The sequence below is a fragment of the Massilia agrisoli genome (assembly GCF_020831365.1).
In the GTDB taxonomy this organism is placed as follows: Bacteria; Pseudomonadota; Gammaproteobacteria; order Burkholderiales; family Burkholderiaceae_D; genus Telluria_A; species Telluria_A agrisoli.
In genome coordinates this window covers 241,745-265,658 of record NZ_JAJHPV010000014.1, presented here as the reverse complement: position 1 = coordinate 265,658, position 23,914 = coordinate 241,745, and the positions used below count along the sequence as shown (strand labels likewise).

The 23,914-nt window shown below is 63.5% G+C and carries 20 protein-coding genes and 1 tRNA gene; 10 read left to right on the top strand and 11 right to left on the bottom strand.

The window, feature by feature from the left end; all coding sequences use genetic code 11:
• Positions 1-57: 57 nt before the first annotated feature.
• From LMJ30_RS15500 to LMJ30_RS15485, 4 genes are all read right to left on the bottom strand, one after another.
• A complete protein-coding gene (locus tag LMJ30_RS15500; RefSeq protein WP_229433239.1) occupies positions 58-588 on the bottom strand; it encodes a hypothetical protein in 531 nt (176 codons plus the stop codon).
• Between the two features lie 15 nt (positions 589-603).
• Positions 604-1,155, bottom strand: coding sequence for a thymidine kinase (locus LMJ30_RS15495; RefSeq protein ID WP_229433238.1), 552 nt, complete (start codon positions 1,153-1,155; stop codon positions 604-606).
• A 121-nt stretch (positions 1,156-1,276) separates the two neighbouring features.
• Complete coding sequence (locus tag LMJ30_RS15490) at positions 1,277-3,496, bottom strand: penicillin acylase family protein (protein WP_229433237.1); 2,220 nt, start codon at positions 3,494-3,496, stop codon at positions 1,277-1,279.
• 37 nt (positions 3,497-3,533) lie between these two features.
• The gene (locus LMJ30_RS15485) at positions 3,534-4,334 is read right to left on the bottom strand and encodes a hypothetical protein (RefSeq protein WP_229433236.1); all 801 of its coding nucleotides are present in this window, start codon (positions 4,332-4,334) and stop codon (positions 3,534-3,536) included.
• A gap of 132 nt (positions 4,335-4,466) precedes the next feature.
• On the opposite strand from LMJ30_RS15485, the gene LMJ30_RS15480 reads away from it, so the two are divergent.
• The 4 genes from LMJ30_RS15480 to LMJ30_RS15465 all read left to right on the top strand — a co-directional run bounded on the left by LMJ30_RS15480 (position 4,467) and on the right by LMJ30_RS15465 (position 8,911).
• A tRNA-Leu gene (locus LMJ30_RS15480) sits at positions 4,467-4,553 on the top strand.
• Positions 4,554-4,833: 280 nt separating this feature from the next.
• Positions 4,834-5,868: an Ldh family oxidoreductase gene (locus LMJ30_RS15475; protein WP_229433235.1), complete on the top strand. Its 1,035-nt coding sequence runs from the start codon at positions 4,834-4,836 to the stop codon at positions 5,866-5,868.
• Between the two features lie 395 nt (positions 5,869-6,263).
• Complete coding sequence (gene glf, locus LMJ30_RS15470; RefSeq protein ID WP_229433234.1) at positions 6,264-7,418, top strand: UDP-galactopyranose mutase; 1,155 nt, start codon at positions 6,264-6,266, stop codon at positions 7,416-7,418.
• A gap of 134 nt (positions 7,419-7,552) precedes the next feature.
• Positions 7,553-8,911, top strand: coding sequence for an ATP-binding protein (locus LMJ30_RS15465; protein ID WP_229433233.1), 1,359 nt, complete (start codon positions 7,553-7,555; stop codon positions 8,909-8,911).
• A 16-nt stretch (positions 8,912-8,927) separates the two neighbouring features.
• Here LMJ30_RS15465 and LMJ30_RS15460 read toward each other — a convergent pair whose 3' ends face one another.
• The 4 genes from LMJ30_RS15460 to LMJ30_RS15445 form a co-directional block, all read right to left on the bottom strand.
• Positions 8,928-9,305 (bottom strand): response regulator transcription factor, encoded by a 378-nt coding sequence (locus LMJ30_RS15460; RefSeq protein ID WP_307729348.1) that lies wholly within the window; start codon positions 9,303-9,305, stop codon positions 8,928-8,930.
• Positions 9,306-9,558: 253 nt separating this feature from the next.
• Positions 9,559-10,557, bottom strand: a complete 999-nt coding sequence (locus tag LMJ30_RS15455; RefSeq protein ID WP_229433232.1) for a PIG-L family deacetylase — start codon at positions 10,555-10,557, stop codon at positions 9,559-9,561.
• A 318-nt stretch (positions 10,558-10,875) separates the two neighbouring features.
• Positions 10,876-12,027, bottom strand: a complete 1,152-nt coding sequence (locus tag LMJ30_RS15450; RefSeq protein WP_229433231.1) for a DUF1565 domain-containing protein — start codon at positions 12,025-12,027, stop codon at positions 10,876-10,878.
• Positions 12,028-12,231: 204 nt separating this feature from the next.
• Positions 12,232-13,569: a DUF1565 domain-containing protein gene (locus LMJ30_RS15445; protein WP_229433230.1), complete on the bottom strand. Its 1,338-nt coding sequence runs from the start codon at positions 13,567-13,569 to the stop codon at positions 12,232-12,234.
• Positions 13,570-13,769: 200 nt separating this feature from the next.
• Here LMJ30_RS15445 and LMJ30_RS15440 point away from each other — a divergent pair, with 200 nt between their 5' ends.
• Positions 13,770-14,141 carry an Lcl C-terminal domain-containing protein gene (locus tag LMJ30_RS15440; protein ID WP_229433229.1) on the top strand — a complete coding sequence of 124 codons (372 nt, stop codon included), beginning with the start codon at positions 13,770-13,772 and terminating at the stop codon, positions 14,139-14,141.
• Positions 14,142-14,166: 25 nt separating this feature from the next.
• Here LMJ30_RS15440 and LMJ30_RS15435 read toward each other — a convergent pair whose 3' ends face one another.
• Positions 14,167-15,333, bottom strand: coding sequence for a PQQ-dependent sugar dehydrogenase (locus tag LMJ30_RS15435; protein ID WP_229433228.1), 1,167 nt, complete (start codon positions 15,331-15,333; stop codon positions 14,167-14,169).
• Between the two features lie 166 nt (positions 15,334-15,499).
• On the opposite strand from LMJ30_RS15435, the gene LMJ30_RS15430 reads away from it, so the two are divergent.
• Positions 15,500-15,691 carry a Thivi_2564 family membrane protein gene (locus tag LMJ30_RS15430; protein ID WP_229433227.1) on the top strand — a complete coding sequence of 64 codons (192 nt, stop codon included), beginning with the start codon at positions 15,500-15,502 and terminating at the stop codon, positions 15,689-15,691.
• A gap of 43 nt (positions 15,692-15,734) precedes the next feature.
• On the opposite strand, the gene LMJ30_RS15425 is transcribed toward LMJ30_RS15430, so the two are convergent.
• Entirely contained in the window at positions 15,735-17,159 is a 1,425-nt protein-coding gene (locus LMJ30_RS15425; RefSeq protein ID WP_229433226.1) for a M20/M25/M40 family metallo-hydrolase, read from the bottom strand.
• A 94-nt stretch (positions 17,160-17,253) separates the two neighbouring features.
• Entirely contained in the window at positions 17,254-18,390 is a 1,137-nt protein-coding gene (locus tag LMJ30_RS15420; protein ID WP_229433225.1) for a metallophosphoesterase, read from the bottom strand.
• Positions 18,391-18,594: 204 nt separating this feature from the next.
• Between LMJ30_RS15420 and LMJ30_RS15415 the strand changes: the two genes are divergently transcribed.
• The 4 genes from LMJ30_RS15415 (at position 18,595) to LMJ30_RS15400 (ending at position 23,912) form a co-directional block, all read left to right on the top strand.
• Positions 18,595-19,068 carry a YMGG-like glycine zipper-containing protein gene (locus LMJ30_RS15415; RefSeq protein WP_229433224.1) on the top strand — a complete coding sequence of 158 codons (474 nt, stop codon included), beginning with the start codon at positions 18,595-18,597 and terminating at the stop codon, positions 19,066-19,068.
• A gap of 74 nt (positions 19,069-19,142) precedes the next feature.
• A complete protein-coding gene (locus LMJ30_RS15410) occupies positions 19,143-20,111 on the top strand; it encodes a protein kinase domain-containing protein (RefSeq protein ID WP_229433223.1) in 969 nt (322 codons plus the stop codon).
• Positions 20,108-22,444: an FtsW/RodA/SpoVE family cell cycle protein gene (locus LMJ30_RS15405; protein WP_229433222.1), complete on the top strand. Its 2,337-nt coding sequence runs from the start codon at positions 20,108-20,110 to the stop codon at positions 22,442-22,444. The genes LMJ30_RS15410 and LMJ30_RS15405 overlap by 4 nt, the downstream gene beginning before the upstream one ends.
• A complete protein-coding gene (locus LMJ30_RS15400; RefSeq protein WP_229433221.1) occupies positions 22,422-23,912 on the top strand; it encodes a hypothetical protein in 1,491 nt (496 codons plus the stop codon). Before LMJ30_RS15405 ends, LMJ30_RS15400 begins: the two co-directional genes overlap by 23 nt.
• The last annotated feature ends 2 nt before the right edge of the window (positions 23,913-23,914 follow it).

Below are 23,914 nucleotides of genomic sequence, written 5' to 3'. Positions count from 1 at the left end.
ACAATCCGGTTTTTACAAATCGAAACAGAAGGCACCGCACGGCAATTGCCGGACTGCTCATCTCAGCGTGGAAAGATATGTCAGGCCGGCAATGATGATCAGGTAAGGCCAGGACCGTGCCGCCAGCTTCCAGTCGCCGCCGGATGGCCAGAATGACAGGAATTGCGGGGCCAGCGCGAAGGCGATGGCCAGGTCGACCGGCTGGAAAGTCCATCCGGGCCGGGTGCGCCACGAGGCAACCGCCAGCGGCAGCAATATGACCAGCAGCGGGGCCAGCGCGGCCGGGGCGGCGTTGTACCAGCGCACCCGGGTCAGCATCACCGACCCGAGCTCCCAGTGCTGCCCTACCCTGCGCGGTATCACGGTAAACGACGCCGGGCGCGCGCCTGTCAGCAGGCCGGCCAGGAAGTGCGCCAGCTCGTGGCAGATGGTGCCGAGTACGGTGAACAGGAAAAAGAATGGGTGGCTGCGCGCCAGCGCGCGGATCACCAGGGCCAGGGCGGCCGACGGCAGCAGGTAGAGGAAGATGTCGCCGTTACGGCAAAGGATGTCGGGTGCGAAGGCGCGGCAACTGTCGATAAGCGTCATCTGCCGCGCACCCGGTCAGGTGGAGTAGAAGCAGCGGCCGCAGGCCTGGCGGTAGCGCTCATTGCCGCCGATGGACACTTGCTCGCCCTCGCGGATACGCTTGCCGTCGTCGTCCACGCGGATATTCATGGTCGCCTTTTTGCCGCAGGTGCAGATGTTCTTGATTTCCTCGATATCGTCGGCCAGCGCCAGCAGGTAGGCCGAACCGGGGAACGGCTCGCCGCGGAAGTCGCTGCGCAGGCCGTAGCAGATCACCGGCACGCCTTTGACCTGGGCCAGCTGGTGCAGCTGCTGCACCTGGGTGGTGCTGAGGAACTGGGCTTCGTCGACCAGCACGCACGACACCTGTGGCGCCTCGGCCAGGAAGTCGGTTTCGGGACCGAAGGTGTCGACATGGCGCTGGGGGCCGAGGCGGGACGTTACCTGCCCGACGCCGTAGCGGCTGTCGATGACCGCCGTGTACAGCTTGACCTTCTGGCCCTGCTCTTCATAGTTGTGGGCCACCTGCAGCAGCGCCGTCGATTTACCGGCGTTCATCGCCGAATACCTGAAATAGAGTTTTGCCACTGCCAGACCTAGCTAAATTGAAGGGGCGGATTATAGCGCGCCACGTCGTTCCCGCGAAGGCGGGAACCCATGCTGATTTTGCTTCACCCGGTTATAGGTTCCCGCCTGCGCGGGAACGCCCCTATTGTCCCGGGTGATATTTGCGCTCGAGGTTCTTCTCGATGTCCTCTTTGTAGAACAGCACATCCTTGAACTGGCCCTTGCTGTACATCTCGGCCTGGTCGGCGAAGTGCTTCGACTTCGGATCGCTGCTCTGGCCACCGGCCAGGATGCTCTTGGCGCGGATGCGCGGCCCGAATTCGACCGCCGCCACGAAGCTGTTTCCGCGGTCGCCGTAGATGCGCTTGGTGGTCTGCGGCGCCACCATGCCGAACGACGCCAGCGAACCCCATACCGCCGACGGGAACGCCACCGGATAGCTTGGCTTGGCGTCGTCATATTTCTGGCTGACGTCGCCGCTGACGCGCTGGAAGCGGTTGATCTCGCCCCATGGCGTCTGCCAGCTGCCGAAGTCGGCCTCCAGTTTGGCCGACGCGCGCGCCAGCGCCTCCAGCCGTTCCTGCGCCGTGCCATTGGCCGTGATGTAGTCGAGCACCGGGACGCCTTTGGCGCGCGCCGCGGGCCCATTACGCTTGACCAGGTCCTGCGCCCAGTAGATCGCCAGCGAGGTGGGCACCGAATCAAGCGTGTAGCGCAAGTCCCAGTTGCGCAGGGCAGCCACCTGCGCTGCCAGCTGCGCCTTGAGCGGGTTGCCGGCGCCGGCTTCGTCATACGCCTTGACCAGTTGCGGCACCAGCGGCTCGAAGCCGGTCAGGTAGTTATCGTATGCGGCGGAGATCAGGCTCTCCAGCGTAAAGTCCTTCTTGTTTTCGAGGACGCGCAAGGCGTGCAGGCCGCGCGCATTCTCCGGCAGGGTCCACATGTACTTCGGATAGACCCCTTCCTTCGGGCTCGCGTAGCCGGCCGAGCGGAATGGCCAGTTGTTGGTGTTCTGGATCCAGCCGTTGGCGGGATTGAACAGCGTGATGGTTTCCTTGATGCCGTGCAGGCCCTTCCATTCGGTGGCGGCAGTGCTGCCATCGACCGGCTTGGTCCAGTCGAAGCGCGGGTCGCGTTTCGGCAGGAAGTTACCATGGAAGTAAGCGATGTTCCCGTCGGCGTCGGCGTAGACCGTATTGTTCGACGAGTTGGTGCGCAGCTCCATCGACTTGTAGAAGTCCTTGTAGCTCCTGGCCTTGGTGCGGGTGTACGACTGGGTGAGCGCCTTGAGCGGCTCGTCCATCATCTTCACCGCGACCCACTTGCCGTCAAGCTCGCGCACGACCGGGCCGTGATGGGTGAAGTAAGCGGTGATGGTTTTGCTGGCCATGCCGGAATCGGTCTTGTACGGCAGCGTAATCGGCACCGCCTTGACCGGCAGCTCCTTGCCGTCATACTTATAGAAGTACTTGCCATCCTTCTGGACCACGGTTTCGAGGTATTCGTCGATCACGTCGCCTCCGCCGGACGTATGCATCCACCCGGCCCGCTCGTTGAACCCCTGGTAGACGAAGAACTGGCCCCAGGTGACCGCGCCATACGCGTTCAGCCCTTCTTCGCTGACCACGTGGACTTCGGGGCGGAAGTAGAACGAGGTGTGCGGATTGATCAGCAGCAGCGCCATGCCGGAGGCGCTCAGCTTCGGTGCGATCGCAAAGCCGTTGGAGCCGCGCGGCTCCTCGTCGAAGCCTTTTCCGGCCACCTGCACCGGCTTTGGCAGCTTGCCGTACAGCTGTTCCAGCTGCTTCAGGTCGATTTCTTCGATGTCGCCGCCGATGCTGCCCTCGCTGAACGACAGCGCCATCCATGGCTCGAAATGCGTGATCAGCTTTGGCTTCACCTCGGCATGCGTATGCAGGTAGTAGTTCAGGCCATCGGCCCACGCGTTCATCAGCTTCTTCAGCCACGCCGGGCTGACCGCGTACTTCGCCTTCATGTCGGCCGGATTGATGTAAAGCTTCATGCGCAGGTCGCGCCAGACCTGGGCCTCGCCTTCGACCTCGGACAGCCGTCCCATCGAATTGATGAAGTTGAGCTCGACCCGGTTGAAATCATCCTCCGCCTGCGCGTACATCAGGCCGAACACGGCGTCGGCATCGGTTTTTCCGAATACGTGCGGGATGCCCCACTTGTCGCGCATGATGGTCACGCGCTGCGCCAGCTTGTTCCAGCGCGCGACGTCGGCCTCGTTGTGGGCCTTGACGACCATCGATGCATCGTAAGGCGCCGCATGCGCCGGGTGGAAGGCGGCTCCGGCGGCGCACGCGAACAAGGCGGTGAAGAGGAAGCGGTTGCTGGACATCGTGCGGTCTCCTGTTTTTCGTTCTTGGTTGTGCTGCTTATCCCTGCGAGCCTAGTTGTTCGCGCAGCGCCCTGTTCTCGGCGCTCAGTTCATCGACGCGGGCGCGCAGCACGGCCACTTGCGCGCGCAGCTGGTCTTCGGTGCTGGCCGGCTCGCCTGCTTCGGCATCGGTGTCTTCCTTTGGCTCCTTGCGCGGACGGGTGGCGGCCTTCTGCTCGCGCACCTGGCGCGCGGCCTGCTGGAGTTCCTTGCGCCCGCCGGCGACCGCGGCGACCTGCATCGCTTCGGGAAGCTGGGCGACATTGGCCGCCGCGTTGATGGAGATGGTGCCGGTGCGGACCGCCTCCACCAGTTCCGGTGTCGCGGCCTTCTGGATGCGCTCGATCTGGCTGATGGTATTGCTCGATACCCGCGCGGCCTTGGCGATGTCCTCGCGCGTGTTCCATGGCGGCGGCTCCGGCACCTTGGGCGCGTCGCCCTCCTCCGCTGCCGGTTGTTCGGCGCGCTGCATCATCCGGGTCGACACGATGTTCTTCTTGCGCAGCGCGAGCACGCCGCGCTGGTAGTCCGATACGCTGCGCCGCGCCAGGTGGTTATCGATCATCCACAGCATGACGTCTTCGAGCGAGGCGAAGGTGGTGTTCTGTACGGTTTTGAATTCGATGCCGTGCCGCTGGCAGATTTCGTAGCGGTTGTGGCCGTCGATGAGGGTATCGCCCCACAGCACCAGCGCGTCGCGGCAGCCTTCAGCCAGCAGGCTGCGTTCGAGGGCGGCGTATTCGATGGCGGTGAGCGGGTCGACAAAGGAACGCAGTTCCTCGTTGATCGTGATCTTCAATGCTTGTCCTTGATGGTTCCGGCACGCGAACCCGCACGCGTGCGCCACGCATCGTACACCATCTTGCGTCAAGGCTAAAGCGGCAGAAAGTGTCCTGCACTACTTGTCTGTTGTGCTAGAATCTTGGCCGCTGCCCGGATGGTGAAACTGGTAGACACCCGAGACTTAAAATCTCGTGCTCGTAAGGGCGTGCCGGTTCGATTCCGGCTCCGGGCACCAACTATTGCCACGAATACCCCGCGTATCTCGTGTTGCGGGCGTTTTTCATCAGCGCTCCCTCCCGGCCTCGTGCCATGCCTTCTGGATGGCGGCAGCAGGTGTTCGAACACCATGCGAGTGCCAGGCAGGATGCGGCGTCCCCCTGCGATGAGCGGAGGCTACCCCGACGACTTGCTGCTACGCATTCATAATTCATGCGCCAACGCGATGACGGTGGCCGTTTTACGCAATGTGCCCGAATCGTGTACCTTCCAGTGTCATACAGGACAAAGGAACCGTCATGCCCGATCCAGGCCGCGCCATAACGCATATACCGTTTTCTGAGCTATGCGCCTTACTGACCAGTATCTTCGAGAGGCACGGGGCATCGAAGGAGGTCGCGGCCGTCCTGGCCGACAACTGCGCCAGCGTCCAGCGCGACGGCGCCGAATCGCACGGCACCTTCCGCATCCCAGGCTACGTTTCCACCCTTGAAAGCGGCTGGGTCGACGGGCGCGCCGTGCCGGTAGTGACCGACGCCGCCCCCGGGTTTGTCAGCGTCGATGCGATGAATGGCTTTGCCCAGCCGGCGCTCGCCGCCGCGCGCACACTGGTTGCGGACAAGGCCCGGGCGAATGGCATTGCCCTGCTGGCGATCCACAATTCGCACCACTTCTCGGCGCTCTGGCCGGATGTCGAGCCGTTTGCCCGCGATGGCCTGGTGGCGCTGGCCTTTGTAAACAGCATGGCCTGCGTGGTGCCGCACGGCGGCCAGCATGCCCTGTTCGGCACCAACCCGATCGCTTTCGCGGCGCCGCGCGCCGGCGCCGACCCGCTGGTGTTCGACCTGGCTACCAGCGCCATGGCCCACGGCGATATCCAGATCGCCGCCCGCGAAGGGCAGGCGCTGCCCGACGGCGTCGGCGTTGACCGCGAGGGCCGGCCTACCCACTCCCCTGCCGCCATACTCGATGGCGGCGCGCTGTGCACCTTTGGCGGCCACAAGGGATCGGCGCTGTCGATGATGGTCGAAATCCTGGCGGCAGCGCTTACAGGCGGTAATTTCTCTTTCGAATTCGACTGGTCCGGTCATCCTGGCGCCCAAACGCCGCGTACAGGACAGCTACTGATCGTGATCGACCCGTCCCGCCAGGCGGGCAACACCTTTGCCGCGCGCATTGAAACCCTGGTGCACGAGATGAAGGGCGCCGGCCAGGCCCGCCAGCCCGGCGAGCGGCGCTACCTCCAGCGCGCCGCCTCGGCCCGCGATGGCGTGCCCATCCCTGCCGACGAGCTGGACCGCCTGCGCGCACCGGCCGAACCCCGCGCCGAGTGAACCCAGCCAGCGCGTGAGGGAAGCGCCCCCTCGCCGTTGCGTTCCCCTGCCGCGTTTCCTTTATTCGCCTAGAAAACTTGTATAAATCACATTTAATGTGAGGTGCAGCACAGTGAAGTCCGTAACAATTCGTAACCATACAAGTTTTTAATCAGATCGTATGAAATACCAGGACAACAGAACGAACTCGGCTACCGCAAACGTTGTCAATCAAGGTATCGAGTGGCGCGAGACCTATGGAGCGCGAAGCGCGGCCGCCTTCCTGGCGCACCGCCACATACCGCGGCCGGTCATCCAGCGTGTGATCAATAGCGAAGACATTCGCGGAGCCAGAACACCCAGGCAAAAAGAACGGGCCCCAGCCGGCTCAAACAGTTAATCAACCAGGCATATACATGAAAAAAAATATCGCAATCGTCGGAGCCGGATTTTCCGGAGCGGTTATCGCAAACCAGCTGGCGCATGCCGGCTACAAGGTCGACGTATTCGAATCGCGCCCCCACGTTGCCGGCAACTGCCACTCGGAACGGGATGCGGACACGGGCGTGATGCTGCACGTTTACGGCCCTCACATTTTCCACACAGACAACGAGCGCGCGTGGGAGTTTGTGAACCGTTTCAGCGAATTCAAACCCTACGTCAACCGGGTCAAGGCGATCACCAATGGCAAGGTCTTTACCCTGCCGATCAACCTGCTGACCATCAACCAGTTCTTCAACAAAACGTTCCGTCCGAAAGAGGCGCAGGAGTTCCTGGTGACGCTGGGCGACAAGTCGATCGAGAACCCGACCACCTTCGAGGAGCAGGCGCTGCGTTTCGTCGGCAAGGATTTATACGAGGCTTTCTTCAAGACCTACACGGTCAAGCAGTGGGGACTGCATCCGAGCGAACTGCCTGCCAGCATCCTGAAACGGCTGCCAGTCCGCTTCAATTATGACGACAACTATTTCAGCCACAAGTACCAGGGCATGCCGGCCGATGGCTACACGGCGCTGGTGGAAAAGATCCTCGAAGTCCCGGGCGTGAACGTCCACCTGAATACGCCATTCGACCCGGCGCTCAAAGGCGACTACGAGCACGTGTTCTATAGCGGCCCGATCGACGCGTGGTTCAAGCACGCCGAGGGACGCCTGCCCTACCGCACGCTCGATTTCGAGGTCTTCCGCGACACCGGCGATTACCAGGGGAATGCTGTCATCAACTATTGCGATAACGCCGAGGCCTATACGCGCATCACCGAGCACAAGCACTTCTCGCCTTGGGAAACGCATGAAAAGACGGTGTGCTACAAGGAATACAGCCGCCAGTGTGAAGAACGCGACATCCCTTATTACCCGATCCGGATGGCGCGCGACAAGGAGCAGCTCGAGCGTTATATCAACCTGGCGCGCGAAGAGGACAACGTGACCTTCGTCGGCCGGCTGGGCACCTACCGCTATCTGGACATGGATGTGACCATCAATGAAGCCTTGATGACCGCAGACAAGTTCCTCGACTGCGCGCGGGAAAAAGCGGCAATGCCGGCCTTCGTCATGAACCCGCTTGGCTAAGCACCCTCGCCCGTCGCACCCGTGAGACGCCCAGGAGCCGCGCCTGCGGTTCCCGTCTTGTTTAATGTAACAGTGGAAATGAAGGGCAGCGTTTTGTAGGATAATGCCTACTTTTCCCCTTACCAGTTCCCCCCTTGACGCTGCCCGCACCCTCCACGCTCCATCCCATCCTTGCCATTGCAGTCCGTTCAGAGCTCGATGTGATCGCCTCGCGCCAGCGCGCGCGTCAAATTGCTGCTATCTGTGGATTCTGTGCCCAGGACCAGGCGCGGATTGGTACAGCGGTGTCAGAGCTTGTGCGCGATGTGTACGAGGTCACCGAGGCCGGACAAGTCAGCTTCTCGCTGGACAATGCCGGGGCGGGCCAGGCGCTGATGATCGTTGTCGAAGATACAGGCCGGGACGGCGTCGACCTCCAGGCGATGCTTAGCGAACATGGCACGCATGCGCCGAACGACAAGCACGGGATGCACGCCGCGCGCCGTTTCATGGACCGGTGCGAGTCGGAAGCGAGCGGCAACGGTAGTAACATTGTCCTCACCAAGTTCCTTCCCCGAAGAAATTCGCACCTGACGCCGGACTGGGTAGCGTCGTCGGTTGCGCAACTCAGTTCCTTGCCTAGCAATGTGGCGTTGTCCGAGGCGACCCATCAGAACAAGGAATTGGCCGATGCGCTGGCCGCTTTGCAAGAAAAACAGGAAGAGCTGCTTGCATTGTCGAAGCAGCTTGGCGAAAGAAATGACGAAGTCGTCATCCTCAACGGGCGCCTGAAAGAAAAAGCGGCGTCACTGTTGTCCGCGGACCAGAGGAAAGACGAATTTTTGACGATGCTCAGCCATGAGCTGCGCGGCCCGCTTTCGGCCACCGCGATGGCGGTCGAAATCCTCAGGCGTCCGCCGTATTCCGCCGAGCAGACCGAGCGCATGAGCCAGTTGATCGGCCGCCAGGCTGGACACATGAGTCAACTGGTTGAAGACCTGCTCGACGTATCGCGCATCAGCCGTGGACTCGTGTCGATCGAGAAGGCGTCCACCGACCTGGGCGATGTGGTCAGCGCGGCGGTCGAGCAGGTATCGGCGGCCGTCGGCGCCAAGCGTCACGCATTGCGTTTGTCGCTACCGGAAGGCCCATGCATGGTGTACGGCGACAGGACCAGGTTGATCCAGGTGGTTTCCAACCTTCTGGGCAATGCAGTGAGATATACGCCAGCAGGCGGCCAAATTGCATTGTCGCTGCAAGCGGAGGGCCCCACTGTCACACTGGCGGTCTGCGACAATGGGATTGGCATTCTTCCGGAAATAATTCCAAGCCTGTTCGACCTGTACGTTCAAGCCGAAAGCGCCGCGAACAACAAATCCGGCGGACTGGGACTCGGATTGGCACTCGTAAAAAGCCTGGTCGAGATTCATGGCGGAACAGTTACCGCAACCAGCGCCGGGCTAGGCTACGGCAGCACCTTCCAGGTGATCCTGCCTGCCTCCCCGGCCGGCTGAACGGGGTCGCCAACGTTCAATGCGTGTGCAACAGGGCGCGCACCTTGCTCACCAGGTCCCTGGGCTCGAACGGCGCTGCCAGGTAAAAGTCCGCCCCGCTTTCCATGCCGCGCGCCGAGTCGTCATCGCTGATCAGGGCTGCGGAAATCTGCAGTACCAGCACGTGGCCGGTCAGGGGATTTGCCTTGATGCGGCGGCACACCTCGTGTCCGCTGATGTCGGGGAGCTTGACATCCAGCAGCACCAGGGATGGCATCAGTTGCTCAACCAGTGTAAGTGCTGCGCTGCCGTCGTCAGCCTCCTCCACGCGAAAACCGGCATTCTGGAGCACCCGCGTTTTCGCATAGCGCGCACTGAGGTTGTCGTCTACATTCAGAATTAATATTTTTTGCATCGCAACATTTCCGTTAAGGCTCGAGGGTATCATAATTGCCCCTCGAAGTCCTAATCCGTCTCAGCAGTCCGCGACCCGCGAGTATCGAAGCGGTCGCTGCGCTTGCCGGCGCGACGCTGCACGTGACCTGCTACAAGGTCGCGTCCTCGCCCCTGGCAGCGAGGTTCGTGCGGATGGTGGTGCTCGATACCGCGCTAGCGTAACGCAACTTGCGCGAAAAAGAACATGGCCGGCGCTCGAACCCGCTGCGCGCTTAAAACGCACAGGTCCCGCCGCCCCCGCCGTCCCGCCACTTTTGCTTGCCAAGAAAACTGCGATGGAATCCATCGTCATTTCCCGCCAGCGGCCAGCTTGACGCGTACTGCCGGATCACATTGCCTTGATGGATAAGCACCCCATTCATCCGGTGGAAGACGGCAATCTCCTGGTTATATTTCTCGAACGGGGTCATCACTTGCGGCAAATTCTGGATGGCGTAGCCCATATAGACCGCTCGGTACACGCAACGTGTGGCGGGCTGTTCGTTAATGGCGGCAATGACGAATTTCCCCACTGCCGTATGGTCGGGGTGATCCGTGTGGACCAGGTCCATGCGCGCCCGTTTCAGCAAATTGCCGTTTTCGTCGGGCATGAGTTGTTCGTTATAGCCCATTTCGGAAAAACCCGGGTCGTGCTCCGGAAGATTAACCAGCACTGTTTTTCTTCCAGCATTATTTCGCGTAATAATTTGCCTCAGTGTTTCTTTTAGGCTGGCAGCCGTATATGTATTGCGGCCGGTAATGTCTTGAAAGCTGGAATATGGTCCGCCGGGCAGGAATTGCGATAGCTTGCCATCTGCAAGATTCAGGTTATACACGGTGACGTTGCCAATCAAAACCTTCTCGACGGCAGGAATCTCTGCGCTGAACCGCTCTGCGGTTTTAAGGGGTGGTGGGGGCGCCCAGGCGCTGACCCAATAGCCCAGCGCCGCGTTATGCGCATCGTGGCGCACGCGGTAATAGGGTTTTCCCTGCTGGTTATGGTCGAAATTGCCAGTAATACCGCGCGCGTTCGGCAGCTCCGCGTTGCCCGCATCGCCAGCGCTGACAATGACGATGACCGTCGCATGCCCACCCCGGATGTCGCGGTAGGCGTTTTGGCCCATAAACAAGGTGACATCATCCTGATGGGCTGCGAAAAATACTGCGGCGGCGGCCTGGTGGCTAAGAAAGGAAATTAATACGATGGCGGATGCATGCAACAAGGGCTTCATGATGTATCTCTCTTTCGGCTGATCCCGGAGGAGTTCCGGCGCTGGATAAAACAGCTGAGTCCGAATTAAGATTACATATTTAGCAGCGCGTAAACCACGCGCATAATCACGTCAAGCATCAACCTTTATGTGAGGTCAAATAATCGATACGAGAAAATTGGAACCTTAATACAGCACAAATAGTCGATTGACCGCGGAACATATTTGCGAAGCTTACGGATGGAAAACTGGCGGAAATAAATTATTATCTTTGGCGATGTTTTCAAATAAAAAAAGCAGCCCCGAAGGGCTGCTTTTTCCATCATCGCGAAGCGATGCTTAGTGCTGGTATGCGCCGATGTCGAAACCGGTGGTGCTGTTACGCGGGCGGCCGACGATATCGGTCGGGTGCGCGTAGGTCGACGTGCCGCGGCCGACCGCCGGCGAGCTCGAGGTGATCTTCAGGTTCTGCGTACCGGTGCGGCTGTAGTACGTAAAGCCTGGCGCAGCGGCCACGGTGTTGTAGTGGCGCAGGCCGTTCTTCAGGGTCCACGGGTAGGTGTTCTTGTAGACCAGGTTGTTGCGGTAGGTGTTGCTGGTGCCGGTGCGGCCCTGCTCCGAGATGCCGTACTTGTTGTCGTACACGATATTGTTATACACGTGGACGTAGTTCGCGCCGCCGGTGGTGAAGTAGAAATCGCCGCCGCCGACGATGATGCCGGTACCCGACGAGGTCACGGTGTTGTTGGTGATGATCACATCACGGGCATCGTGCCACAGGTGGATCGCCGCTTCGGCAACGCGGTACACGGCGTTGTTCTTGATGACGCCCGAGGTGCTCATGTAGATACCCTGGACGAAGTGGCAGCCGGCCGGGCCGATGTCATGCACGACGTTGGAAATGATTTCCGCCTTCACGCCCTTGTAGTAGCTGTCCGCGCCGATGGCCGAGCCGCCGCCGCTGGTGCAGGCGATGTTCTTGGCGATGTGGTGGACATAGTTTTCACGGATCGAATCGTAGGAACCGCCGTTGTAGATACCGTAGCGCCATTTGGTGCCGTACTTGTAGCCCGAGCCGTCGACCTGGAAGCCGATGATGTCCACGTAGCTGCCGCGGTTGTCCCATGCCACATCGTTAGGCGAGGTGGTTGGCGGCACGATCTTCGCGCCCCACTTGGTGGTCGATACGAAGTAGATGCGGGCGCTCGCGGTACCCGACACGGTGTTGCGGAAACCACCCGAATACGTACCGGGCGCAACCCACACCGTGGTGCTTGGGCGCAGCGACTTGATCGCGCGGGCGATGGTGCGGAACGGGTATGCCTTGCTGCCCGATGCGCTGTCGCTGCCGGTCGGCGAAACGTACAGGTTGTAGGTCGTGACCGGGGTGGCTGCCTGCGCGAGGCCTGAGGCGGCCAGCAGGGCGACAGCGCCGCCTGCCAGCAATGCTTTGCGACGGATCTGGGTTGCGAGTGTGGTGCGAGTGGTCATTAAAACGTTCCTGCCTTAAAGAAGAATTGAGTAAGCTTTGATGTGTGGAAACTGCCTTAGTTCAACGTTTTTCCAAAAAAATTTATTCGCAGTATCAAAGAGATAAACCGGGCAAGGGGGTGTGCAGTGCGCATGGTCGATGCGCACCGCGCGAAAACGGCAGCGGTCCCCTCCGACGCCGCCGTCGATGGCTGGTTTTTTTAGTTAGTGCTGGTAAGCGCCGATGTCGAAGCCGGTGCTGCTGTTCCGCGGACGGCCGACGATGTCGGTCGGATGCGCGTAGGTCGAGGTGCCGCGGCCCACCGCTGCCGAGCCCGGGGTGATCTTCAGGTTCTGCGTGCCGGTGCGGCTGTACGCGGTGAAACCGGGCACGGCGGCAATGGTGTTGTAGTGCTTAAGGCCGTTTTTCAGCGTCCACGGGTAGGTGTTTTGGTACACCAGGTTGTTGCGGTAGGTGTTGCTGGTGCCGGTCCTGCCCTGCTCCGAAATGCCGTACTTGTTGTCGTACACAATGTTGCTGTACACGTGGACGTTGTTCGCGCCGCCGGTGGTGAAGTAGAAGTCGCCGCCGCCGACGATGATGCCGGTACCCGACGAGGTCACGGTGTTGTTGGTGATGATCACGTCGCGGGCGTCGTGCCACAGGTGGATGGCGGCTTCGGCAACACGGTAAGCCACGTTGTTCTTGATGACGCCCGAGGTGCTCATGTAGATCCCCTGGACGAAGTGGCAGCCGGCTGGGCCGATGTCATGCACGACGTTGGAAATGATTTCCGCCTTCACGCCCTTGTAGTAGCTGTCGGCGCCAATGGCCGAGCCGCCGCCGCTGGTGCAGGGAATGTTCTTGGCGATGTGGTGGACATAGTTTTCACGGATCGAGTCGTAGGAGCCGCCGTTGTAGATGCCGTAGCGCCATTTGGTGCCCGACTGCGAATTGCTGCCGTCAACCTGGAAGCCGATGATGTCCACGTAGCTGCCGCGGTTGTCGAAGGCCACGTCGCCGCTCGAATTTGCTGGCGGCACAATCTTTGCGCCCCACTTGGTGGTCGATACAAAGTAGATGCGGCCGCCCGAGGTGCCCGACACGGTGTTGCGGAAGCCACCCGAATAGGTACCTGGCGCAACCCACACCGTGCTGTTCGGGCGCACTGCCTTGACTGCGCGGGCGAGCGTGCGGAACGGTGCCGCCTTGGTGCCGGCGGCGCTGTCATTGCCGTTGGGGGAAACGTAGTAGTTGTAGCTTGTGGCCGGGGTAACGCTGACCGGCGCGGATGGGGCCGGGGCCGGAGCGACGGTCACCGGGGCGCTGCGCGCACCACGGCGGCTCAGCGTGGTGGACGCCGGCGCCACTTCAGCTTCGGTTGCGGAGACATCGCCTGCCGCTTCACCGTTGTAGCCACGGACATCGAATGCGTCGGGCGTCGCAGCAGCCGCAGTGGCGGGAACGACGACGGAAGCGGTGGCAGCGAGCAAAACAGCAGCGCTGCTGCACAGCAATGCATTGATACGGAGGTCCGAGGCGATAGTGGTGAGCTTGATCATCAAATGGTTCCTACCTTAAAAAAGAAATGAGTAACTTTGAGCGGTGGAAACTGCCTTAGTTCAACGTTTTTTAGGAAAAATTTCTGGGCAGTATCAAAGAATCACAAACTCATTCCAGGCGGAAAATGAACAGCAAGATGCAACTAGTCAGGCGCGCAATTGTCTGATTGCTAGGCCCACCAAACCCGGAGACCCCATTCATGAGCGACACCAGAGACATTCGCAGCACGCTTGGGGAGGGCGAGCACTACGCGGGATTAATACTGGGAAAGGAAGGCGAACCCGACTACCACCTGGTCCTGATGAACGGCGAAGTGGTGCAAGCAGGCTGGGCCGCAGCGACAGGCTGGGCCAGGGAATTGGGTGGAGCGTTACCGTCGCGCAGGGAGTTGTCGCTGCTGTTCGCCAACGTAAAGGAACAGTTCGAGCGCGAGTGGTACTGGTCGCGCGAGCCGCAGGCTGGCCACCCGCACCTGGTGTGGGGGCAGAATTTTGCGAGTGGAATCCAGACCGTCTACGGCCGGGCGTTCAGGGGGCACGCGCGCGCGGTGCGGCGCGTGCCGGTGGAGTGATTACAAGCGATGCCGGTAACGGCGCTTACCGGGCCGGCTCGATCCGCAACAGCTGGCCGTCGGCCGCGTCGGTCAGCAGGTACAGGTAGCCATCCGGCCCCTGCTTCACGTCGCGCACCCGCTTGCCGATCTCCAGCCTTTCCTGCGCCGTCACATTGCCATCCTTGTCGATCGCAACGCGGCGCACGTCCAGCGCCGCCAGCCCGCCACTGAACAGGCTGCCGCGCCATTGCGGGAAATGTTTGCCGGTGTAATACGCCAGCCCCGACGGCGCCGGCGATGGCACCCACGCCACCTTCGGCCCCGTCATGCCCGGCACGGCCTTGACGCCGACAGGCTCGGCGGTGCGGTAGTCGGCGCCGTAGCTTTGCAGCGGCCAGCCGTAATTGCCTCCGCCTTCGATCAGGTTGAGCTCGTCCCCGCCGCGCGGGCCATGCTCCGTCGCCCACACCCGTCCGGCCGCGTCGCGCGCCATCGCCTGGATGTTGCGGTGGCCGTAGCTCCAGATTTCCGGCAGCGCACCCGGTTTGGCCGCCAGCGGGTTACCCGCGGCGGCCTTGCCCTGGTCGGTCAGGCGCAGGATCGCGCCCTGGTGGCTGGCCAGGTTCTGCGCCTGCTCGCGCGCCAGCATCGAACCGATGCGCTGCGGCGGGTTGCCGCCGTCGCCAATACTCATCAACAGCGTGCCGTCCGCCAGCCACAGCAGGCGCGAACCGAAGTGCTGGCCGCCGCTCTTGTCGGGCTGTACCTGGAAAATCTTCTTGATCGAATGCACCCGTTTGCCGTCGAAGACGCCCTGCACCAGGGTCGTGCGGTTTGCCTCGCTGGTGCCGGTCGACAAGGTCATGTAGACGCGGGGATTGGTCTTGTCGGCCGGATGCAGCGCAATGTCGAGCAGGCCGCCCTGCCCGCCGGTGAACACCTCCGGCAAGCCTTCCATTGGCACCGGGTCGAAGCGCGATCCGTTCAGGATGTGCAAAGTTCCCTTTTTGCTGGTCACCAGCAGTTTGCCATTTGGCAGCCACGCCATGCCCCAGGGCTGGTTGACGCCCTCGGCCACGGTGACGGCGCGCCATCCCTTTACGGCCGGCGGTGCGTCGCTTGGCGCCAGTTGGGCCAGCGCACCAGCGCTCGCCAGCGCCGCGCACGCGGCGGCTACACACATCAGGGTCCTGCGGCCAGCTTGCATCATGGCGTCTCCTTGTTGAGAAATTTGTTAACAATCGTCATCGTACCGGATCGGTCCGGCGCCCGCTGGGCTGCTATGTGCTCCACCGTACAGTCGGACAGCCAGACTCGCGCTATTCTGGATTTGTCTTTTTGACACATATCGCTGTAGAACAAAAAAGGAAAATAATATGGATATCATCATCAACCTCATCGTCTACCTGGTCATCCTCGGACTGATCTGGTGGCTGGTCAGCCTGCTGCCCTTGCCGTCGCCAATCGCCGGCATCGTCCGCGTGCTGTTCATCATCCTGCTGATCATGGTCGTCCTGGCAGTGTTCGGCATCATTCCAGGCGGCTTCCTGCCGCGCCTGAACCTGTAGTCGTCATCACTGGGGCAGGCCTGCCGGCCTGCCCTTTCATTCCCTACCGCAGTTCACTCCAGCGTCCGATCGGCTCCTCCATGTTTGCGAGGAACCACGTGGTCGACGCCATCAGCGCCACATGCCGGCGCAGGTCTTCCTTGTCCACCTTGTCGAAAGTGTCCGCCGCCGTATGGTGATAGTGGAAGTAGGTGGACGTGTCGAGCAGCGGCGCAAAGCTTGGCACGCCAGCCTTCTCCAGTCCCGACAGGTCGCCCGTGCCCAGTACATCTTCGCGGCGGAAGGTGCCCGCCCCGATCGGCTGCAGCACCGCCTGCAAAGGCGCGAACAGCTTGACCGCCTGCGGCCCGACGCTCATGCGCATGCCGAACGGGCGTCCGGCGCCATTGTCGCTTTCGATGGCGGCGAAGTGAGTTTCGACCTTCGCCTTGTTCGACTCCAGGTAGGCGCGTGCGCCGCGCGTGCCGTTTTCTTCGTTAGCCCATGCGATCACCCGGATCGTTCGGCGCGGGCGCAAGTTCAGCTTCTTGAGCGTATCGACCACCGCCATCGCGCCAACCACGCCGGCCGCGTCGTCATGCGCGCCGGTGCCAAGGTCCCACGAGTCAAGGTGGCCGGAGACGATCACGATTTCGCCAGGCTTGTCGGTGCCCGGGAAGTCGGCGATCACGTTGAAGCTGTCGGCGTCGGGCTTGGTTTGCGGCGTCAGGGTCAGGCGCATCGTCAGCGGACCGCGCGCCGCCAGGCGCGACATCAGCATGGCGTCCTCCACCGAAACGGCGGCGGCCGGAATGCGCGCGTTGTCATCGAGGCGCGTGGCGCCGGTATGGGCGATGCGGTAATTGGCGCCGCCTACGGAACGCACCAGAGCCGCCACCGCGCCCAACTGCGCGGCCATGCGCGGCCCGTTGCTGCGGTAGTTGGAACCCTGGCCGTATGCCGGCCCGGCCAGGCCGCGGTCGGCCATGAACTGGTCGAACGGCACGTCGAACAGCACGATGCGGCCCTTGACCTCGGCCGCGCGCGCCTTCAGCTCGTCGAAATTGCGTACCACGATGACCTGGGCATTCAAGCCGCTTGCAGGCGTTGCGCCCGAACCGCCCAGCGCCGTCAGCACCACGCGCTGGCTGACGCCATCTGGACGCCCCTTGTATTCGACCAGCTCACCGGTTTCGACGCCGCGCACCCAGTGCGGTACCTTGACTGGCTCCAGCGTCACTGTCGCGCCAAGCTTGCGCATCGTGTCAGCTACCTGCCTGACCGCCGCAGCCTCGCCGGCGGAGCCGGACAGGCGCGGGCCGATCAGGTCCGTCATGTCGGCCAGGCGCTCATAGGCCCAGTCGCTTGCCAGCGCGGTGTCGCGGATCTTCACCAGCGCCGCCGGGTCGTTACCCGGCGCGGCTGCGAACGCGCTTGCTGCAAAAATGGAACTGGCGATTACGGTCAACAGCAGTGGCTTGCGTGTCATGCGGCGTATCCTTTGGATCGGTGTGGTCAAGACCCAAAACAATAGCGCATCCAGATGAAAATTGCTGTCTTTACGCTAACGTTGATAAAAAGCGTCAGGCGGCGACAAGGCGCAGCAGCGTAATTTCGGACGGCGCGCCGAAACGCTTTGGCGGTCCCCAGTACCCGGTGCCGCGGCTGGTGTAGACCCACATCGCGCCGGCCTGGTTCAGGCCCGCGGTAAAGGGCTGCTGCAGCGGCACGAACAGGTTCCATGGGTAGAACTGGCCGCCGTGGGTGTGGCCGGACAGCTGCAGGTCGAAGCCCGCGGCGGCGGCCGCCTCGGCGCTGCGCGGCTGGTGCGCCAGCAGCAAGCGCGCCTTGACGTTCGATGGCGCATGCGCAGCCGCGGCGCGCGGGTCGCTGCGGTGCGAGGGGTCGAAGTGGTGGGCGGTGTAGTCGGTGACGCCGGCGATCATCACGCCATCGCCGCCGCGTTCGCGCACGACGTGTTCATTGATCAAAACCGTCAGGCCGAGGCGGCGCAGCTCCGCGATCCATTCGCTCGCGCCTGAATAATATTCATGGTTGCCCGTGACGAAAAAGGCGCCATCGGGCGCAGACAGGCTTGCCAGCGGCGCGGTATGCGCAGCCAGGCGCTGGACGCTGCCATCGACCAGGTCGCCCGTGATCGCGATCGCATCGGGCTTGAGGCCATTGACCCGCGCAACGATCGCTTCGAGATAGCTGCGCTTGATGGTTGGCCCGATGTGGACATCGGATATCTGCGCGATCGAATAGCCGTGCAGCGACTTGGGCAGCCCGGGAATCGGCACGTCCACCTCGACCACCCGCGCCAGGCGGCGCGCGTTGAAAAAGCCAGCCAGGGTCGCCGCCAGCGCTAACAGCGGAACGGCAATCGCGCTGCCACGGTCAAAGGTCTCGCCGGCCCCGCCAATCAGCGCCAGGATCAACAGCGTCACGTCGCGCAGGACGGTGAGCACCAGCAGCGACGAGAACATGCCCATGGCAAGCATGCCCGCCCACGACAGCTGGTCCGACCAGCCAAGGCGCCGAAACCCGGAAGCCAGCAGGCCCGCAGGCACCAGCAGCGCCGACACCGCCAGCAGGCCATACACGGCGGCCAGCCACACGCCTTCCGGCTCGACCGCCGGCAGCAGGCGCATGCCCACGTAAAGGTGCAGCAGCGCCGACAGGGCGACCACCATGAAAATGACGCGGCTTGGGGGCATTGGACAATCCGGTAAATGAGGACAACCTACTTCAAATGGGGCGGCCACCGCCGTCCTGCAAGGGCACCAGCCTGTTGTTTCCGGGTGCTGCCATTTGTAAAATTCTGTATTAACAATAGCGCGTATTTTTGCGGTCGATATAGTAGCTTCATGCCCGGCGCTGTTTGAGATCATTCCGATCCAGTTGTGGCAGAAGGAACCGCCATGTTTACTACCATGAACAAAAAACTTATCGGTGCCGCCATGGTTGCTGCCACGGCCTTCTCGTCGAACGCGATGGCCAGCGACCGCGGCGTCAATACAGCCCTCGGCGCCGTGGTCGGCGCTGCGATCGGCCACTCGACCGGCAGCCGTAACGGCGCACTGGTAGGCGGCGTGATCGGCGCTGCAGTCGGCAACGCGGCCAGTTCGCGCAGCAATTCATACCAGGCAGGCTATTACAATGACGGCCGCTATTACGATGACCGCCGCTATGCGCCGGCGCCGGTCTATGTCCAGGAACGCGTCTACCACGAGCCGCGCCGCATGTACTACGAACCAGCGCCGCGCTATTACGCACAACCGACCGTGGTCTATGTCGAGAAGCGTCACGGACGCCGCGGCCATCATCACCGCCGTGGCCACGGCCGCTACCATGACCGCGGCTATGACAGTGGCTACGGCTACGGCTACCGTTAAGCATCGGCTTTCCCCCTCCCCCCGCTAGGCAGCGCTGACGGCATGTGCCGTTACGTGCTGCCGCAGGGGGAGCCATGCTCGAAGCAGGACAAGTCGTACCGCTCGGCGCAGGCGCCTACCGCCTGCGCAAACAGCTCGCCGGGTCGAGCTATGGCGTGGTCTGGCAGGCAGCCGGGCCATGCCTTGATGTCGCCCTCAAGCTGGTCAACCGTCCGCAAATGGCGCGCGCCCTGCCCGCCCATCGCGACCGCTGGATAGCCAGCGCCAAAACCGAAATCACATTCCTCCGCTCGCTGCGTCCATGGGACGAGCGCCACATCGTGCGCCTGCTCGACAGCGGCGACCACGACGGCCTGCCCGTGATGGCGCTCGAGCTGATGGACACCGACCTCGGACGCCACCTTGCCAGCGAGCGCACCGCCGGACGGCGAACCAGCCTCGCGGCCATCCTCGGCTGGATGGAGCAGATCAACCAGGCGCTCGCCAAGGTTCACCAATACGGGTGGAAGTACCTCGACCTCAAGCCCGGCAATGTGCTGCTTGGCGCATCGCGCGAGAACGTCAAGCTCGCGGACTTCGGCACCAGCCGCGCGCGCGCCGGCCTGCCTTGCCCCGGCTACGCGGGCACCGCCAACTGGCAGGCGCCCGAGCAGTTCTTCCCCTCTTCAAATAGCACCTACGACTCCGACTGGCGCAGCGACTACTTCGCGCTGGGTGCGATGTTCTACTACCTTGTCAGCGACGGCCTGCCGCTGCGCTTTTGCCGCGACTGCGGGCAGGCCTGGCGTGATCACCAGTCGCGCGCCGCGCAGCACCTGCTGGCCGCAAACCGGGGCAAGCAGCCTTTGACATTGAACGACGACGAGGCCGCGTTGTTCGTGCGCCGCATCCGCCAGCGCGCAGCAGGCGCACGCACGACCGGCGCTACCGCGTCGCTTGCGCTGTTGCGCGCCTTGCTGGCGGCCGACCGCAGCGAACGCCCTTCCCACGCAATGCAGGTCACCCGCATGATTACGGCGATCCGCCATCGGGCGGCGCCATGAAAGGGGCTATCGCCATCCCAGTGCTCGCCATCCTGTGCCTGCTGCAGCTGCTTGGCCTGCTGCGCGCTCCGGCCTTGTGGTCGCCGGCGAGCATTGCCGTCACTTTAGCGCCCGGCGCCACAGCCACCCTTGGCCAACGCGAGCTGGCAGCCCCGCTGGCCGATCCCGAACACATTCGCATTCGCCGCGGCGCCGATGGCGTCTGGTGGGTCCGGAACACCAGCGCCGGCAAGCCGTTAACGCTCGAACGCGGCGCACACAAATCGCGCACGGGAACCGCCAGGCCGGCAGCTGGCCAGCGCCTGCGGATCGGCCGGGACCAGTTCACCATCACCTCCGCCAGCGCGCGCGAGCTAAGCTTCACGGGTGCGGGCAGCACGTGGCGTTACGACGGCGCCGTACTGCTGCGCGACGGACATGTACAGCCATCGTGCCCGGGGCCGCTCCCGGCAAGCGCGCTGTGGAACCGTGTGGCGCCGCGCGCGCTGGCGTTTGCACGCCCGCTGTCCTTTGGCGGCAACCTCCATTGCGATAACAGGCTCGGGGCTGCATACGTCGCGCCCGCCAGCGCGCTGATCCAGCGCGTCGATGGCGCCTTGCAGGTCGTGGCCGGAACCGCTGATGGCCAGCGGGTGCCGCTGATGCTCGACGACGGCGGCGCCGCCATCGACCTGGGCCAACAGGAGGTGTCCCTCGCTGGTGTAGACGCCATCGTGGCCGGCCGCACGCGCTTGACGCTAAGCGCCGATGGCGCGCGACTGCTGCTCGAACCGCAACGCCATATCGGGATGTACACCGAGCCGCGCGTGCTCCTGCCTGCGGGCGTGCAGTGGGAATGGCGCCAGCGCCAACTCTGGCCGCTGCCCGCGCCGCGTGCCCTGGCCAGCGCCGCGGTGCTCCTGTTGATCGCCGCCGCAGTCGCATTCGCCAGCGGAAGCTGGCCGTTTGTTCGCGGCGTCAGCACGCACACCCGCGTGGCCGCAGGAGCCAACCTGATGGTTGCACTGTGCGGCGTGGCCTGCCTGCTGATGCTGCGTAGCGGCCAGCCGCCGGGGGCTGGCGTATCGGCGGTGCTCGGATGCGCGGCGCTGTGGTCCTGCCTGCTGTCGCCCGGCCGCCCCGGCATCGCCACCTTGGCGGGCCTAATGCTGGTCGGCGTGGGCCTGCTTGCCCAGCTCGAACTCGGACTCGCCGCGATGGAATCGTCCATGCTGCGGCACTTCCAGAAAACCGCCGCGCTGCTGGCAATCGGGCTGGGCGCCGGAACATTCATCCGACTGCGCCTGCGGGCGCGGGCCACGCTCGCGCCGCAGGCAAGCATTGAATACTGCTTCGCAGTGCTTGCCGCCGGCGCGCTTGTAGCCCTTGTACTGCAGGTGGTCTTTGGCGACGAGACCGGCGTATTCGACGTCCAGCCAGTTGAATTTGCCAAACTGGCGCTGACGGTGCTGACCGCGCACTGCCTCGCCATTGGCCTGGGCTGGCACGCGGGGCCGGCCGATGCCAGCCTGCCGCGGCGCTGGTTCAGGCTTGGCGCGCCCGTGCTACTGTTCCTCGCGCTGACCGGGTTCGCGCTGGTGCAGGTGGACGATTACTCGCCGCTTATCCTGCTTGGAGTCTGGGCTGTCGCAATGACCTTCGCATGGGCGCTGGCCACGCGCCGCCCAGCCTGCGCCGCGGCGCTCTCCTGCGCCATGCTGGCCATTGCGGGCGCCATTGCCCTGATGCGCGGCGCGGGACCGCAACAGCTTGCCGACCTGGGATTCTATGCGGACCGCTTCATGGTATGGCTGGACCCTGCCACCCATCCGCACACTGGCCAGCAGCTGCTGCTTGGCGCGCGCGCCATCGCCGAAGGCGCCTGGCTCGGCAGCGACAGCGTACTGGGAATCGCCAAGCTCGGCCTGCCCGGTTCAAGCGCCCTGCAGGTGCCGGCCGTGCAGGATGATTTCGCGCCGTCGTTTTTCCTCAACCGCCACGGCCTTGCCGCCGGCCTGGCGCTGTGGGCCTTGCAGGCGCTGTTTGTCATCGGGCTGCTGCACACGGCCGCCCGTGCGCACGTGGCCGCAAGCGCCACGCGCGATTTCCGCCAGGCCTGGCTTGGCCGCTTCCGCTGCTTTGCGCTGTGCGGCGGCGCCGCCTTCGTCCTCGGCCACTTCATTCTTTCTTGGGGAACCAACCTGGCGATCTTCCCCGTGATGGGCCAGCCCATGAGCTTCCTCTCGGCCGGTGGAAGCCACCTGCTGTTTTTCATCTGCCCCCTGCTTATATTCGGTGCGATCAGTACACAATCTTTGGAGGAGAGTCGAGATGCCGGTCTATGTCCAACATGAAGTGCTCGGCAAGGTGAACGATGTGTTCAACGCCGAAGCGATCTGGCAGGCTCCTGGCCTTGCCCTGTTCTCGCGCAGGCCGCTGCTGCGCGACCTGCTTGAGCGTTCGCCGCGCGAGCATCGCGGCCGCGCCGCAACGCGCTGCTTTTCGCATGTGACGCTGGCGCTCCCGCAAGACGAAGTCGACGACGACCGCCACCTGACGCGCGGCGCGCGCGTGCGCGACCTCGCGCAATCGCTCGCCGCCCTCCACCAGAAGGATTTCGGCGACCTGCTGGGCGACGACCAGGTGCGCTACGACGTGGTAGGGGCTGGCTCCCTGGAGCCCGGCCAGGTCGCGGTGCGCTTCGGCCATGCCGTCTACCTGCCGGCGCCGGATGAAAAAATCCTCTACTCGGTGAGCGCATCGACCGACAGCGCGATCTGGAAGCCGGTATGCCCCATCTATCCGGACCAGCGCCTGGCGCTGGTCGGCCTCGATGGCGCCAGTGCGAGCCACGCGGTGCCGGGCTGGCCGTTCGGGCCGGCCGGCGCGATCCTGTTGATCAACGACGGGCCGGATGCGCCGGTCGAAGTGCAGGTGCGCCCGAAGGATGCGCTGGACTGCAGCTTCGACCCGCTCAGCGGTTATTACGTGATCAAGGCGGCCAATGCGCGCCTGTTCCTGAAGGTGACCCGCGTGGGCGCTCCCGCGACAGTCGCGCCCATGGAGGCCAAACCGGCCAAGGCGGCGGCAGTATGGAAGGCGCGCGCCGGCGACGAAACCGTGTCCGCCAGCGTTCGCCCGCCAGAAAGCGACGCCACCTATGCCCCCGTTGCGCAGCAGCGCGTCAGCCTGGCCGCCCTGGCTTTGCCGCGCCTGAGCCGCTACCGCGAAACCGGGGCGCGCACACTGGAAGTAGGCTTTGACGCCGCACTGGGGGTCACCGCCAGCGAGAACGACTCGGTGATCCGGTTCGCGGTCGACGACGCCGACGAACTGCACGCCGTCACCGCAGCCGGGCGCCAGCGCATTGGCATACCAGCGAGTTTCACGCCGGTGGACGCGGCCCCGATTGCACTGCACGCCGCCCCGCCCGAGATGGCCGACCGCTACTGCGCCACGGTGCGCCTGGCAGCGCCCCTGAGCGTGCCGGTCGCCAGCGGCGTCCGGTTTGTATTCGGCCGCGGCGCGCCGATGCTGGCCAGCCTGCGCGTCCTCGACTCGGCGCGCTTCCTGCACCGCGCCGACGGCATCGATGTCGCCAGCGCAGACCGCATCGGCCTGTCGCGCACCGCCTTCAGCTTCGAGGCGGCCGGCGGCGGCTACAAAATCGGCAGGTTAAGCGCAACCCAGGCGCTGTACCACCTCGACGAGGAGATGCACTTCGTCGCCGCCATCGGCGAGGCAAGCGCGGACAAGCCCTACCTGCTGCCGGCCGGGCACCACCTCGTGGCCGGACACTACGTGCTGCGCTTCGACGCCTGAGC